The following is a 14,528-nucleotide window of genomic DNA, read 5'->3' on the forward strand; positions in this document are numbered from 1 at the left end:
CCGCACGCAGCAGTCATACAACTATCAATTCGGAAATGGCATTATCGCGAAAGAACCCTTGACAGTGAGCGGTCAAAACCTTAGCTTCATCCAACTGAAACGATTCATCACCGCATCGTTACGGAGCCGCGTTGTGATCAGCAGAAGACGACTGCTCAGCACCACCGCCGCCACAGCCGCGCTCGCCGCGGTGTCCGCACCTCCCGCCGGTGCGTCAGGACCCGCTCGGGCAGACGCGGGCCGGGCTCGCGTCACCGGGCCGACCGTCGAGTACGTACGCGATCCGCTGGGTCTGGACACCCCGCGTCCACGACTGAGCTGGCCGGTCGCGTCGGACAGCCCGGGCCAGCGCCAGACCGCCTACCAGGTGCGCGTGGCCACCGCCCCCGACCGCCTGGGGAAGCCCGACGTCTGGGACAGCGGCAGGGTCGAGTCCGCACAGTCCCTGCTGGTCCCGTACGCGGGCCCCGAGCCGGTGTCCCGCACGCGCTACTTCTGGTCCGTGCGGATCTGGGACGCGGACGGCCGGGCCTCCGCGTGGAGCGAGCCGTCGTGGTGGGAGACCGGGCTCCTGGACGCCTCGGACTGGTCGGCCGGGTGGATCGCCGCACCCGAGGCGCTGATCGGCACGCCCGCCCTGGACGACGCCTCGTGGATCTGGTTCCCGGAAGGGGATCCCGCCGTCGAGGCACCCGCCGCCACACGGTGGTTCCGCGGCCGGGTGGAGGTTCCGGAGGGTGTCACCCGCGCCCGGCTGGTCATGAGCGCCGACGACGGGTTCACCGCCCGGGTGAACGGCGTGGAGGTGGCGCACACGGAGGCCGACGGCCCCGCCGAGAACTGGAAGCGCCCGGTCCTCGTCGATGTGTCGGACCATCTCGCCCCCGGGGTCCAGGTGATCGCCGTGTCGGCGACGAACGCGGTCAGCGGGCCTGCCGGGCTGCTCGGAGTGCTCGAACTGACCACCGCCGACGGCGTGGTCACGTCCGTCACCGACGCGGAGTGGCGGGCCACCGACAAGGAACCGTCGGGAGACTGGCACTCCCCCGCCTACGACGACACCGCCTGGCCCGCCGCCAAGGTCCTCGCGCGCTGGGGCTCCGGCCCCTGGGGTGAGGTGAAGGTGGCGTACTCCCCCGCCATCCAGCTGCGCCGGGAGTTCAAGCTCGGCCGCAAGCGGGTCGCGAGGGCCAGGCTGTACTCGACCGCCCTCGGCCTGTACGAGGTGTCCCTCAACGGCAAGCGCGTCGGTGAGGACCGGCTCGCCCCGGGCTGGACGGACTACAACAAGCGCGTCCAGTACCAGACATACGACGTGACCGGTCTGCTGGCGCGGGGCGGCAACGCGCTCGGGATCACACTCGCGGCCGGGTGGTATGCGGGGAACATCGCCTGGTTCGGGCCGCATCAGTACGGTGAACGGCCCGCGGCACTCGCCCAGCTGGAGGTCACCTACACCGACGGGTCGACCGAGCGCGTTGTGTCGGGGAGCGACTGGCTCACCTCGGCGGGACCGGTCACCGGGGCGGACCTCATGGCGGGCGAGGACTACGACGCCCGGCTGGAGACCGCCGGATGGACACGTGCCGGCTTCGACGCGGCCGGCTGGCTCGCCGCGGACAGCGTCGACGGCGTGACGGCGGCACTCGTGGCCGAGGTGGACGGCGCGTGCCGTGTGGAGCGTGAGCTGACGACCCGTGAGGTGACCGAACCGGAGCCCGGTGTCTTCGTGTTCGACCTCGGCCAGAACATGGTGGGGACCGCGCGCCTCACGGTCTCCGGACCGGCCGGGACCACGGTGCGGCTGCGGCATGCCGAGGTGCTGAACCCGGACGGCACGGTCTACACCGCCAACCTGCGCACCGCCCGCGCCACGGACACGTACACGCTCAAGGGAGGCGGCCGGGAGACCTACGAGCCCCGCTTCACGTTCCACGGCTTCCGCTACGTCGAGGTGACCGGATATCCCGGGACGCCGGGCCGCGACGCGATCGTGGGCCGTGTCATCCACACCTCGGCGCCGTTCACCATGGACTTCACCACCGATGTCCCCATGCTCGACCAACTCCACCGCAACATCACCTGGGGGCAGCGCGGAAACTTCCTGTCCATTCCGACGGACACCCCGGCCCGCGACGAACGGCTCGGCTGGACCGGCGACATCAACGTGTTCGCGCCCACCGCCGCGTACACGATGGAGTCGGCGCGCTTCCTCACGAAGTGGCTCCACGACCTGCGCGACGCCCAGACCTCCGACGGCGCCTTCACCCATGTCGCCCCGGACCTCCCGGGCGTCGGCAACGGCGCGGCGGGCTGGGGCGACGCCGGGGTGACCGTGCCGTGGGCCCTGTACCAGGCGTACGGGGATGTACGGGTGCTGGAGCAGTCCTGGTCCTCGATGACCGACTGGCTGGAGTATCTGGAGGCGCACAGCACCGGGCTGCTGCGCCCGGCGGACGGGTTCGGCGACTGGCTCAACATCGAGGACGAGACGCCCAAGGACGTCATCGCCACGGCCTACTTCGCCCACAGCGCCGATCTCGTGGCACGGACGGCCGAGGCACTGGGCAAGGACCCCGCCCCGTACCGGACGCTCTTCGGCCGGGTGCGCGACGCGTTCCGCGCGGCGTACGTCTCCGCCGGCGGCCGGGTGAAGGGCGACACGCAGACGGCCTATGTGCTGGCGCTCTCCATGGACCTGCTGACGGAGGACGACCGGGGACCGGCGGCGGACCGTCTCGTGGCGCTCATCGAGGCGAAGGGCTGGCATCTGTCGACGGGGTTCCTCGGCACCCCTCGGCTCCTTCCGGTGCTCACGGACACCGGCCACACGGATGTCGCCTACCGGCTGCTGCTCCAGCGGACGTTCCCGAGCTGGGGTTACCAGATCGACCGGGGCGCCACCACGATGTGGGAGCGCTGGGACTCGATCCGGCCGGACGGTTCCTTCCAGGACGCCGGGATGAACTCCTTCAACCACTACGCCTACGGCTCGGTCGGTGAGTGGATGTACGCGAACATCGCCGGCATCGCCCCGGGCGCCCCCGGCTTCCGGAAGGTCCTCGTGCGACCGCGGCCGGGCGGCGGAGTGACAAGGGCCGAGGGCCGGTTCGACTCACGCTACGGGCCGGTCGCCACGCGCTGGAAGAAGGACGCGGACGACTTCGCCCTCAGCGTCGTGCTGCCGGCGAACACGACGGCCGAGGTGTGGGTACCGGGCGGCGACGAACGGAGTGCCGGCCGGGGGCCCGCGGACTTCCTGCGGCTGGACGACGGGTGCGCGGTCTTCGCCGTGGGGTCGGGCACCCACCGGTTCACGGCCTCCGGCTGAGCGCGCGTGCCCTGTGGGAGGCGTCCCACAGGGCACGCGGAACACATAGCGCTAGCCGACGGGCCCGGTGAACGGCGTGGTCCCGGCCGCCACCCGGAGCACCGCGACTCCCCGCGGCGGGAGGACCAGGCCTCCCCCGGTGGCCGGCGAGGGCCCCGCAAGGACCTCTCCGGCCACCGTGGCGAACGCGACGGGCCGGTCCGTACGGTTGACGAGGAACCAGTACGCGTGGGCGCCGTCGGTCCGCACGGTCAGCTCCACCTGCCCCCGGACGTCGGCGGGAAGTTCGCTGAGCACTCCGGCGCCGGACAGCAGGGGCCCCAGCACGTCGGGCAGCCCGTGGGGGCCCAGCCGGGTGGACACGTAGGCGGCGGAACCGCCGTCCGCGGGGGCGCGCCGGGTGACGGCGGGGCGCCCTGCCTGGTCCCCGGTCACGTAGCGCGCCTCCACGGTGACCTCGGGGTCGGTGAGGTCGATCCGGTCGGTCCACAGCGTGCCGGTCAGGCCGTTGTCGAGCCGCACGTCCTCGCCCTCCCGCAGCGGGCCGAACTCCTCGATGCGGATGCCCAGCAGTTCGCGCAGCGCGCCCGGGTATCCGCCGAGGTGGACGTGGTCGTTCTCATCGACGACGCCCGAGTAGTAGGTGGTGGCGAGGTGTCCGCCGCCGCGCACGAACGAGTCCAGGCGCCCGGCGAGCTCCAGGGGGACGACGTGCAGGAGGGGGGCCGCGACGAAGTCGTACCCGGTGAGGTCGGCCGCGGTCGTGACCACGTCCACGCGGACGCCCAGGGACAGGAAGGCCGAATACCAGTCGAGGGCCTCCTGCCGGTAGCGCACCAGGGAGGACGGCTGGGAGTCGCGTTCGACGGCCCACCAGGACTCCCAGTCGTACACCAGGGCGGCGCGAGCCGGCTCCCGTACGGAGCCGGTGACCGGGGTGAGGGACTCCAGCGTCCGGCCGAGGGCGGTCACCGAGCGGAACAGCTCACTGTCCGGGCCGGCGTGGGGCACCATCGCGGAGTGGTGCTTCTCGGCGCCGGCGGCGGACTGGCGCCATTGGAAGAAGCAGACGGCGTCGGCCCCGTGGGCCACGTGGACGAGGGAGTCGCGGGCGAGTTCACCCTCGCGCTTGGCGACGTTGACGGGCTGCCAGTTGACCGCGCTCGTCGAGTGCTCCATCAGGAACCAGGGCCGGCCCTCGGCGATGGAGTGTGTGAGGGCGGCGGAGAAGGAGAGCTCGTCCAGGCGCTGCGGCCCGGGGTGGGCGTAGTGGTCGTTGGAGACGAAGTCGATCTCCGCCGCCCAGTCGGGGTAGTTCATGCCCTGGGTCCCGCTCATGACCATGAAGTTGGTGGTGGCGGGGATGTCGGGGGTGATGCGGCGCAGAATCGCGCGTTCGGCCCGGAGGTAGTTCTTCAGCGCGTCCGACGAGAAGCGCTTGAAGTCGAGCTGCTGGGTCGGGTTGGCGTGGCTGGCGGCCAGTCGCGGCGGCTGGATCTGTGCCCAGTCCCCGTAGTGCTGCGACCAGAAGGAGGTGGCCCAGGCCCGGTTGAGCTCCTCCAGTGTGACGTACCGGGCGCGCAGCCAGTCGCGGAAGGACTGGGCGGCGTCGTCGGAGTAGTCGTAGATGTTGTGGCAGCCGAGCTCGTTGGAGATGTGCCAGGCGACCACGGCGGGGTGGTCCGCGTAACGGGTGGCCATGGCCTCCACCAGCCGGAGGGCGTATCTGCGGAAGACGGGCGAGGTGGGCCGCCAGTGCTGCCGCGCGCCCTGGGAGAGCGTCTCCCCCGTGCGGGTGACCGGCAGGATCTCCGGGTGCAGAGTGGTGAGCCAGGGCGGCGGCGAGGCGGTGGCGGTGGCGAGGTCCACGTCGATGCCGTTGCTGTGGAGCAGGTCGAGCACCTCGTCCAGCCAGGCGAAGTCCCACCGGTCCTCGGCCGGCTGGAGACGGGCCCAGGAGAAGATGGCGACGGAGACGATGGTGACCCCGGCCTCGCGCATCAGCCGGACGTCTTCCTTCCACACCTCGCGCGGCCACTGCTCCGGGTTGTAGTCGGCCCCGTAGGCGAAGCGCGCGGGGCGGTCGTCGGAGGGCGGGCGCAGCCAGTGGCGCTCGGAGGCGGGGGTCATGAAGATCCTTTCGGATACGAGGTGCGGGTGCGGCACGGGGCGGCCGCCCGTCGGAGGACGACCGCCCCGTGCCGGTTCAGCGGCCGGAGGTCACTTGTTGACGCTGAAGCCCTGATCGTTGCCGTAGGTGACGGCGGCCTTCTGCCACTGCTTCAGACCGTCGGCCAGGGTGGTGTCGGAGACGTACGCCTTGCCGACGGAGTCGTTGAAGACGGAGTTCGCGTACACCTGGAAAGGCAGGTAGGACCAGTCCTCGGGCACCTGGCTGGCGGACCGGGCGAAGATCTCGTTCGCCTTCTGGCCACCGAAGTACGGGAAGGAGGTGTCGAGGAACGACGGCGAGGACAGGTCTGCCGTGGTGGCGGGGAAGGCGCCGCCCTTGAGGCGGACCTGGACGCCCTCGGAGTGGTTGGCGTACTCGTTGAACGCGTACGCCAGGTCCTTGTTCTTGCCGGCCTTCATCACCGCGAGAGCGCTGCCGCCGTTCTCGGAGCTGACCTCCTCGCCCTTCTTCCACTGCGGGAGCGCGGCCGCGCGCCAGTCACCCGAGGCCGACTCGACGCCCGAGACGAAGTTGGCGGGCATCCAGGCGCCGGTGGAGAGGGTGGCGATGGTGCCGTCCGCCAGACCCTTGTACCACTCGTCGCTCCAGTTGGTGACGGGCGCCAGGAGCTTCTCGTCGATGAGCTTCTGCCAGACCTTGGTGTAGGCGACGACCCCCTTGTCGGCGGTGAGGTCGACCGTCACGTCGGTGTCGCGGTTCTTGAACGGCGTCCCGCCGGCCTGCCAGATCATGCTGGTCGTGAACCCGGCGTCGCCGGTGTCGTTGGTTATGTAGGCCTTCGGGTCCGCCGCGTGCAGGGCGCGGGCCGCCTCGAGGTACTCGTCCCAGGTGGTGGGGACGGCGATCTGGTGCTTGTCCAGCACCTTCTTGTTGTAGAAGAGCGCCATCGGGCCGGAGTCCATGGGCAGCGCGTACACGGCCTCGTCGACGGCGACGGAGTTCCACGGGCCCGGCGAGTAGTCGTCCTTGAAGTCCCCGGCGCCGTAGCGGCTCAGGTCCTCGAGGGACTCGCCGAGGGCGAACTGTCCGACTGCGTAGTACTCGACCTGGGCGACGTCCGGTACCCCGGAGCCTGCCTGTACGGCGTTCTGCAGGGCGGTGTACTGGTCGTTGCCCGTACCGGCGTTGACCAGCTTGACCTTGACCTTGGGGTACTCCTTCTGGAAGTCGCTGACCACCTGCTTCAGCGTCGGCTCCCACGCCCACACCGTGATGGAACCGCCCTCCTTGAGGGCCGCCCGGAGATCACCTCCCGTTACGGTCTTGTCCGACGAGGCGGAATCGCCGTCGGAGGACCCGCACGCGGTGAGACTCAGCGCGGCCGCGCACAGCAGGCCGACGCCACGCATCGCGCGTCTGGTCATGGTTCTCATAATTGCTTCGCTCCGTTGTGGTGAGGGTGGTGCACGAACCGTGGGACGTCCGCACGGGGGTGCGGGGCTGGGGAGGGGTGGGACGCCGCGCCGGGCGAGGGCCGGGGGGAACCGGTCCCGGAGCGCGGAGATTCGGTGGCCGAGGGGGCCCGGGTGCCGTTCACCCCTTGACGCTGCCCGCGGCCAGGCCGGACTGCCAGTAGCGCTGGAGCAGCAGGAAGGCGATGACCAGCGGCACGATGGTCAGCAGCGAACCGGTGATGACCAGGTTGAAGACCGGCTGGCCGCCGGCGGTGGACGCCTGCTCGTTCCAGGCGTTCAGGCCCAGGGTCAGCGGATACCAGTCCGGATTCTTGATCATGATCAGGGGCAGGAAGTAGTTGTTCCAGGTCTGCACCATGGTGAACAGCAGAACCGTCACGATGCCCGGGGCCAGCAGCGGGAGCGCGACGCGGAAGAACGTCCGCAGCTCGCCGGAACCGTCCATCCTGGCCGCTTCCAGGAGCTCGGTGGGGACGGCCTCGGCGGCGAACACCCACATGAGGTAGAGCCCGAACGGTGAGATCAGGGACGGGATGATGACGGCCCATGGTGTGTTGGTGAGCCCCATCTTGCTGAACATCAGGAAGGTCGGGACGGCCAGCGCGGTGGCGGGCACGGCGACCGCGCCGATGACGGTGGCGAAGACGGCGCGCTTGCCCGCGAAGTCGAACTTTGCCAGGCCGTAGCCGCCGAGGACCGCGAGGAAGGTGGCTCCGCCCGCGCCCACGACCACGTACAGCAGGGTGTTGAGGAACCAGCGGACGAAGATGCCGTCGTCATAGGTGAGCGTCTGCGAGATGTTGTCCCAGAGAGCGAAGTCTCCGCTGAACCAGAGCCCGAAGGAGCCGAAGAGGCCCTTCTGCGTCTTGGTCGCGTTGACGACGAGCCAGGCCAGCGGCATGAGCGCGTAGAGCGCGGTCACGCCCATGAGCACCGTGAGCAGCACGCTGCGGCGCGGCCGGTCGACGGAACGGCGTCTGCGCGCGGCTCGGCTCGGCGGCTGGGCGCGGTGGGTGGAGCGCCGGGGTGTCTGTTCGGCGGTGAAGGAAGGGGCGCTCATCGTTCACGCCTCCTTTCGCATGCCGCGCAGCTGGACCGCGTAGGCGATGATCATCGTGACGACTCCCATGACGAGGGAGACCGTGGCCGCGTAGTTCTGCTGACGTCCGGAGAAGGACAGCGTGAAGGTGTAGAAGTTGGGCGTGAAGTAGGTGGTGATCGCGTTGGGCGCCAGGTTCTGCAGGATGCTGGGCTCGTTGAACAGCTGGAAGCTGCCGATCACCGAGAAGATCGTCGCGATCACCAGCGCACCGCGGATCGCGGGGATCTTGACCGCGGTGATGATCCGCCACTGCCCCGCTCCGTCGATCTCGGCGGCCTCGTAGAGGGACTTGGGGACGACGCGCAGCGCGGAGTAGAAGATCAGCATGTTGTAGCCGATGAACTCCCAGGTGACGATGTTGCCGATGCTGGCCAGCACCAGGGAGGGAGAGAGCGGGTCCGGCAGCGACACGCCGAACGCGTCGTTGAAGTTCCCCACCAGCCCGAAGCGGGTGCCGTAGATGAAGCCCCACATCAGCGTGGCGACGACGGCGGGTACGGCGTACGGCAGGAAGACCGCGATCCGGAAGAAGCTCTTCCCGTAGATCCTGCCGCTGTCGAGGGCCAGGGCTATGAGCAGGGCGAGGCCCAGCATCACGGGCACCTGCACCGCGAGGAAGAGGGTCACCCGGCCCACGGCCGCCCAGAACTGTTCGTCCTCGAAGGCCCGCTGGAAGTTGTCCAGGCCGACGAACGACGTGCCGCCCACCAGCTGGTCCCGGAAGAAGCTCAGATACAGCGAGTAGGCGATCGGGGCGAGGAACACCAGGGCGAACACGGCCATGAAGGGCCCTACGAAGATCCAGCCGACCCGCCCACGCCGGCTGCGGGAGCTTCTGGCCGGTGGGCGGCGTCCGGTCGTGATCGGCGTAACGGCCGTCATGGGTACTCCTGTTGGTCCGGCGGTTGTGCATGGCCCCGGCCGGATGGAGACACCGGACATCGTGGAGGCGCTGTGCTTGAGGAGGCCGAAGTCCACGCGAACACCCGTACTGATGTTTACGTAAACATTCTTCGGTGAAGTGATGTCTACACGTCTCTCACCCCATGGTCAAGACTCGGTTTCCCTGCTACGCCGACGAGTTGGGGCCCGAGGGGCCCTCCGGCGACCCGAGCTGCTGTCTCCGCGCGTGCCCGTGTGTCGGCGCCGGGCGTCCGGAGTGGTAGAAATGCCGTTGGTCCGAGCCCTCGGTCCGCACGCGACAACGAGCCATACGCGCAGCAGAGACAGGGCCGGCCCCGATCGGAACACCCCCCACAACGCGCGGCCGAGGACGGCCCCGCGGCCGGAACGGCGCGCCCACACGGCGAAAGGCTCACACGACCACGACGGAGGCGGACGTAGTGCAGGGAAAGGAACAGGCCATGGACAGGGCGCCCCGGAAGGAGGCCTCGATGGCCGACGTCGCGCGTCTGGCCGGAGTCTCCTCCCAGACGGTCTCCCGCGTCTCCAACGGGCACACGGTGGTGTCCGAGGAGACCCGCGAACGCGTGCTGAACGCCATGAAGGAGCTGAACTACCGCCCCAACAGCGCCGCGCGCGCCCTGAAGAGCGGGAGGTTCCGCACGCTGGGCGTCATCCTGTTCACCCTGGCCACGACGGGCAACGTCCGCACGCTGGAGGCCATTTCCGCATCCGCCGCGGACGAGGGTTACGCGATCACCCTGCTGCCCGTCGCGACGCCCACCAGCACGGGGGTCAGGGGCGCCGTGACCATGCTCGGCGAGCAGGTCGTGGACGGCATCATCGTGATCATGGAAGTCCGCCTCCTGGACGCCGCCATATCGCTGCCGCCGCACACCCATGTGGTGGTGGCCGACTCCGACGCCGGCGACCGTTACAGCGTCGTGGACACCGACCAGTCCGGGGGCGCCAGGGCAGCCGTGCGGCATCTCCTCGACCTCGGGCACCGCAGCGTGGCGCATGTCGCCGGCCCGCCCGAGTCGTTCGCGGCGCAGCGCCGCGCCCAGGCCTGGCGGCAGACCCTGGAGGAGGCGGGACGCCCGGTTCCGCCGCCGGTGGACGGCGACTGGTCGGCGGCCTCGGGGTACGAGGCCGGCCTCGCGCTCGCGGCGGACCCGTCCTGCACCGCCGTCTTCGCCGCCAACGACCAGATGGCACTGGGCGTCCTACGAGCCCTGCAGGAACGGGGCAGGCGCGTGCCCGAGGACGTCAGCGTCGTCGGCTTCGACGACATCGCCGACTCCGCCTCCTTCCTCCCGCCGCTGACCACCGTCCATCAGGACTTCGCCGAGATCGGCCGGCGGTGCGTGGACGGCGTCCTGCGGCAGATCCGCAACGAGACGACGGAGCGCGGCACCACCCTGGTCCCGACCCATCTGGTCGTCCGGGAGAGCACGGGCCCGCCGCCTCACGGATGACGGGGGTCACCGGCGCGCCCCTACAGGACGGGAACTGTCCTGTAGCGCGCAGCGCCTGGTCCCTCGTCAACGTACGGAAGGTGGAGGCGCTGACGGCGGCCGGCCGGACGCGGGAGCCCGGGCTCGCCGAGGTGCGGGCTGCGCGGGAGGACGGGCGGTGGGGGACGGCGTACCCGTCGCAGAGGGAGGCCACCGTGCCCGCCGACCTCGCCGCCGCACTGGCCGCCGACCCACGGGCAGCGGAACGCTTCGAGCGGTTCGGCAGGACGGACCGTTACCTCGTGGTCCTGGAGCTGCTCAGGGCGAGGGCCCCGGAGCTCCGGGCCGCCCGCCTACCGCCTGGTCACGAAGCTGGCGGCGGGCCGCAGGACCACGTGACCGCTGCCGCCCCCTCTCAGAGAGTGCGGATACCGAGGAGTTCCGGCCTCGCGGCCAGCGCGGCGAACCGCCCGGCCGGATCCTCCACCAGCCGGCGGACCGTCAGGTCGAGGATGCCGCCCACTCCTGAGATCTCGGCGGCCACGGTGCCATCCTCCTTGAGGATCCGCTGCCGGATCTCGAAGGTCTTCCCCGTGCCGTAGAAGAGCTCGCAGCTGACGCGCACCCTGTCCCCGCCCCGCAGCTCCCGGAGGTACTTCACCGTCACTTCCAGTTGCACCGGCCCGATTCCCTGGGCGAGCAGCTTCTCCTGGGCCACCCCCGCGTCCCGCAGGAGCTCCCACCGGGCATGTTCGGCGTACTGGAGGTAGACCGCCTGGTTGAGGTGGCCCTGGGTGTCCAGCTCGTATCCGCGCACCGTGACATCGACGAAGTAGGTCATGAGCAGCGGAACACGCGCGTCCCCTCCCTCATTCCTCTCCGTCACGGTGGTGTGCGGCCTCTTTACGAACCTGTCATGTCCCGCTAACTTCCTGAATGCAAGAGATTGCAGAAAGGTTCTGACGGAGATTGCTGTCAGAGCACTGCTCGCCCGAACCCCGAGGCGCGTCCGGGTTCTCCGGCGGGGTCCTGGCAGCCGCTCGCGGAGCGGCTGTGCTGTCGGCAGTCGCGGTCCACCCGCCCGCGGCCCTCCCCTGGAGACACACGAATGAGACGCACCCCTGTCCGGCTGCCCGGACGCCCTGCGGCGGCCGCAGCCGTCGCGGCGACGGTGACGCTGGGGCTCCTGACCCCGGCGCCCGGCCCATCCGGACCGGAGTCGGCCGTGCCGGCGGCCGCCTCGGAGTCCACCGCCACCGTCTTCTACTACACGAAGACCAGGAACTGGTCCGCCTACCGGCTGCATTACGCGCCCGACGGCGGCTCCTGGACCACCGTCCCCGGGGTGGCCATGGAAGCCGCGTGCACGGACTGGGTGAAGAAGACCGTCCCCCTGGGCAGCGCGTCCGGCCTGGCCGCGACGTTCAACGACGGCTCCGGCGTCTGGGACAACAACGCCGGGAAGAACTACGCCCTGGGCACCGGCGCCATCACCGTGAAGGACGGCGTGGTGGCCCACAGCGACCCCTGCGCCGGGACCGGTACGGAGCCCGAGGAGGAGGCCCGAACGGCCTCGGTCTACTACTCGACCGCGACGATCGGCTGGACGACCACCAACCTCCACTACCGGCCGGCGGGCGGGTCCTGGACCACCGTGCCCGGCGTGGGGATGGAGCCCGCGTGCACCGGCTGGGTGAAGAAGTCGGTGGACCTCGGCTCCGCCTCGTCCGTGCAGGCCGCCTTCAACAACGGCAACGGCGTCTGGGACAACAACAACGGCGCCGATTACACGCTCCCCGCCGGTCTCACCACGGTGAAGGACAAGAAGGTCACGGCCGGCGCCGGGGACCCGTGCGCCGCCGCGACACCTGACACCCAGGCCCCGACCGCCCCCGCGAAGGTGTCGGCGAGCGCGGACGGCGTGTCCGTCGTGCTGACCTGGGGCCCGTCCACCGACGACCGCGGCGTGACGAAGTACCAGGTGACACGGACGGGTGGCACCAAGGGCACCGCGGTGACCGATGTCGGCTCCACCGTGTACTCCGACACCGGCCTGGAGGCGAAGACGGCCTACAGCTACACCGTCAGAGCGGTCGACGCCGCGGGGAACGTCTCGGCGGCCTCCGCCACGGCCACCGCGACCACCGGGGAGAAGCCCACCGCCCCCGCCTCCGGGAAGCCGCTCGGCACCGATCCCCGCAAGGATCCGATCTACTTCGTCCTCACCGCCCGCTTCAACGACGGTGACACGGCGAACAACCGGGGTGGCAGCCAGCACGGGAAGTCGGGCAACGCGGCCAACGACGACCCCATGTTCCGGGGCGACTTCAAGGGCCTGGTCGACAAGCTCGATTACATCAAGGGCCTCGGCATGTCGGCCGTCTGGATCACCCCCGTGGTCCTGAACCGGTCCGACTACGACTACCACGGCTACCACGGCTATGACTTCTACGAGGTCGACTCCCGGCTCGAATCCGCCGGTGCCTCGTACCAGGACCTCATCGACGCGGCCCACGCCAAGGGCATGAAGATCTACCAGGACGTCGTCTACAACCACTCCTCGCGCTGGGGCGCCAAGGGCCTGTTCGCCCCGAAGACGTACGGGGTCCGCGACACCCAGTGGAGCTGGTACTACGACGAGAAGAACGACGGCTTCGAGTACGACGGCCTCACCGTCGAGCCGAAGTCCGGGAAGTCGTACTACAACGGGGACCTGTGGTCCACGGCGGAACCCTCGGGCAACACCTGCGTCAACTGGGGCACCCCCACCGGGTCCACCTCGCCGGAGGGCTACCGGATCTACAACTGCCAGTGGCCCAACCCCACTTCCGGCATGTTCCCGAAGGCGTACTACCACAACTGCTGGATCGGCAACTGGGAGGGCGAGGATTCCCGGAGCTGCTGGCTGCACGACGACCTCGCCGACTTCAACACCGAGAGCGCGCCGGTGCAGAACTATCTGATCGGCGCCTACAACAAGTACATCGACATGGGCGTCGACGGCTTCCGCGTCGACACCGCCGTGCACATCCCCCGCACGACGTGGAACCGCCGCTTCCTGCCTGCCATCCAGGAGCGCGTCACCCAGCAGTTCGGCACCGAGGCCGCGAAGAACTTCTTCGTCTTCGGTGAGGTCGCCGCCTTCGTCAACGACAAGTGGAACCGCGGCTCGGTCAACCACTCCGCGCAGTTCTACACGTGGAAGGAGCGCAGGGAGTACAGCCCGGACGACGAGAAGGCCGCCCTGGAGATGTACGACTACGAGCAGCAGCAGGGCACAGGTTCCCAGCCAACCTCCACCAATGCGTTCCTGAACGGCAACACGTACCACGCACCGGACCACAGCGAGTTCTCCGGGATGAACGTCATCGACATGCGCATGCACATGAACTTCGGTGACGCCGCCAACGCGTACAACAACGGCAAGGACTCCGACGACAGTTACAACGACGCCACCTACAACGTCGTCTACGTCGACAGCCACGACTACGGCCCCAACAAGAGCAGCGAACGGTACGCGGGCGGCACGGACGCCTGGGCCGAGAACATGTCGCTGATGTGGACCTTCCGGGGCATCCCCACGCTCTACTACGGCTCGGAGATCGAGTTCCAGGCCGGCAAGAAGATCGACTGCGGGCCCACCTGCCCGCTGGCGACGACCGGCCGGGCGTACTACGGCGCCCATCTCGCGGGCGACGTCGAGGCGACGGACTTCGGCACCGTCGGCCCGGCGACCGGTGCGGTCGCGGACACCCTGGCAAAGCCGCTGGTCCAGCACGTCCAGCGGCTCAACCGGATCCGCCGTGCAGTGCCCGCCCTGCAGATGGGGCAGTACTCCACGGAGGGCATCACCGGCTCGATGGCGTACAAGCGCCGCTACACCGACACGGCGAGCGGCACGGACAGCTTCGCGCTCGTGACGGTCTCGGGTGGCGCCACGTTCACGGGTGTCCCCAACGGCACGTACAAGGACGCCGTCACCGGCGACACCCAGGTGGTGACGGGAGGCACGCTCGCCGTCCCGGCGCCGGGCAAGGGCAATCTGCGGGTGTACGTCCTCGATCTCGGCGGGAAGAACGCTGCCCCGGGGAAGATCGGTGCGGCGGGTCCGTATCTGAAGTGAGCC

General features: G+C 69.7%; 8 protein-coding genes and 1 pseudogene. 4 read left to right on the forward strand and 5 right to left on the reverse strand.

Going from position 1 to position 14,528, the window contains the following annotated elements; all coding sequences use genetic code 11:
• The first annotated feature begins 133 nt into the window (after positions 1 to 133).
• A complete protein-coding gene (locus ACIQM3_RS08895) occupies positions 134 to 3,331 on the forward strand; it encodes an alpha-L-rhamnosidase (RefSeq protein ID WP_401620852.1) in 3,198 nt (1,065 codons plus the stop codon).
• A 51-nt stretch (positions 3,332 to 3,382) separates the two neighbouring features.
• On the opposite strand, the gene ACIQM3_RS08900 is transcribed toward ACIQM3_RS08895, so the two are convergent.
• From ACIQM3_RS08900 to ACIQM3_RS08915, 4 genes are all read right to left on the reverse strand, one after another.
• On the reverse strand, positions 3,383 to 5,461 hold the full coding sequence (locus tag ACIQM3_RS08900) for a beta-galactosidase (protein WP_401620855.1): 2,079 nt from the start codon (positions 5,459 to 5,461) through the stop codon (positions 3,383 to 3,385).
• Between the two features lie 90 nt (positions 5,462 to 5,551).
• Positions 5,552 to 6,898: an ABC transporter substrate-binding protein gene (locus tag ACIQM3_RS08905; RefSeq protein WP_401620858.1), complete on the reverse strand. Its 1,347-nt coding sequence runs from the start codon at positions 6,896 to 6,898 to the stop codon at positions 5,552 to 5,554.
• Between the two features lie 160 nt (positions 6,899 to 7,058).
• Positions 7,059 to 8,000 carry a carbohydrate ABC transporter permease gene (locus ACIQM3_RS08910; protein WP_401620861.1) on the reverse strand — a complete coding sequence of 314 codons (942 nt, stop codon included), beginning with the start codon at positions 7,998 to 8,000 and terminating at the stop codon, positions 7,059 to 7,061.
• Positions 8,001 to 8,003: 3 nt separating this feature from the next.
• Entirely contained in the window at positions 8,004 to 8,924 is a 921-nt protein-coding gene (locus ACIQM3_RS08915; RefSeq protein WP_401620864.1) for a carbohydrate ABC transporter permease, read from the reverse strand.
• A gap of 482 nt (positions 8,925 to 9,406) precedes the next feature.
• On the opposite strand from ACIQM3_RS08915, the gene ACIQM3_RS08920 reads away from it, so the two are divergent.
• Both ACIQM3_RS08920 and ACIQM3_RS08925 read left to right on the forward strand, forming a co-directional pair.
• A complete protein-coding gene (locus ACIQM3_RS08920; protein WP_401620867.1) occupies positions 9,407 to 10,423 on the forward strand; it encodes a LacI family DNA-binding transcriptional regulator in 1,017 nt (338 codons plus the stop codon).
• Positions 10,420 to 10,698: pseudogene (locus ACIQM3_RS08925) on the forward strand (YdeI/OmpD-associated family protein); the annotation flags it as partial. The gene ACIQM3_RS08920 and the pseudogene ACIQM3_RS08925, both read left to right, overlap by 4 nt.
• A 119-nt stretch (positions 10,699 to 10,817) precedes the next feature.
• Here the strand turns inward: ACIQM3_RS08925 and ACIQM3_RS08930 are convergent.
• The gene (locus ACIQM3_RS08930) at positions 10,818 to 11,243 is read right to left on the reverse strand and encodes an acyl-CoA thioesterase (protein ID WP_401622370.1); all 426 of its coding nucleotides are present in this window, start codon (positions 11,241 to 11,243) and stop codon (positions 10,818 to 10,820) included.
• Between the two features lie 267 nt (positions 11,244 to 11,510).
• Between ACIQM3_RS08930 and ACIQM3_RS08935 the strand changes: the two genes are divergently transcribed.
• A complete protein-coding gene (locus tag ACIQM3_RS08935) occupies positions 11,511 to 14,525 on the forward strand; it encodes a carbohydrate binding domain-containing protein (RefSeq protein ID WP_401620870.1) in 3,015 nt (1,004 codons plus the stop codon).
• Positions 14,526 to 14,528 lie beyond the last annotated feature (3 nt).

The organism is Streptomyces sp. NPDC091271, from assembly GCF_044757505.1.
Taxonomy (GTDB): Bacteria; Actinomycetota; Actinomycetes; order Streptomycetales; family Streptomycetaceae; genus Streptomyces.

Bases quoted from the DNA above. Each gene is read 5' to 3' on its own strand.
- ACIQM3_RS08900 (WP_401620855.1), bottom strand. From the start codon at position 5,461: ATGACCCCCGCCTCCGAGCGCCACTGGCTGCGCCCGCCCTCCGACGAC.
- ACIQM3_RS08905 (WP_401620858.1), bottom strand. From the start codon at position 6,898: ATGAGAACCATGACCAGACGCGCGATGCGTGGCGTCGGCCTGCTGTGC.
- ACIQM3_RS08910 (WP_401620861.1), bottom strand. From the start codon at position 8,000: ATGAGCGCCCCTTCCTTCACCGCCGAACAGACACCCCGGCGCTCCACC.
- ACIQM3_RS08915 (WP_401620864.1), bottom strand. From the start codon at position 8,924: ATGACGGCCGTTACGCCGATCACGACCGGACGCCGCCCACCGGCCAGA.
- ACIQM3_RS08920 (WP_401620867.1), top strand. From the start codon at position 9,407: ATGGACAGGGCGCCCCGGAAGGAGGCCTCGATGGCCGACGTCGCGCGT.
- ACIQM3_RS08930 (WP_401622370.1), bottom strand. From the start codon at position 11,243: ATGACCTACTTCGTCGATGTCACGGTGCGCGGATACGAGCTGGACACC.
- ACIQM3_RS08935 (WP_401620870.1), top strand. From the start codon at position 11,511: ATGAGACGCACCCCTGTCCGGCTGCCCGGACGCCCTGCGGCGGCCGCA.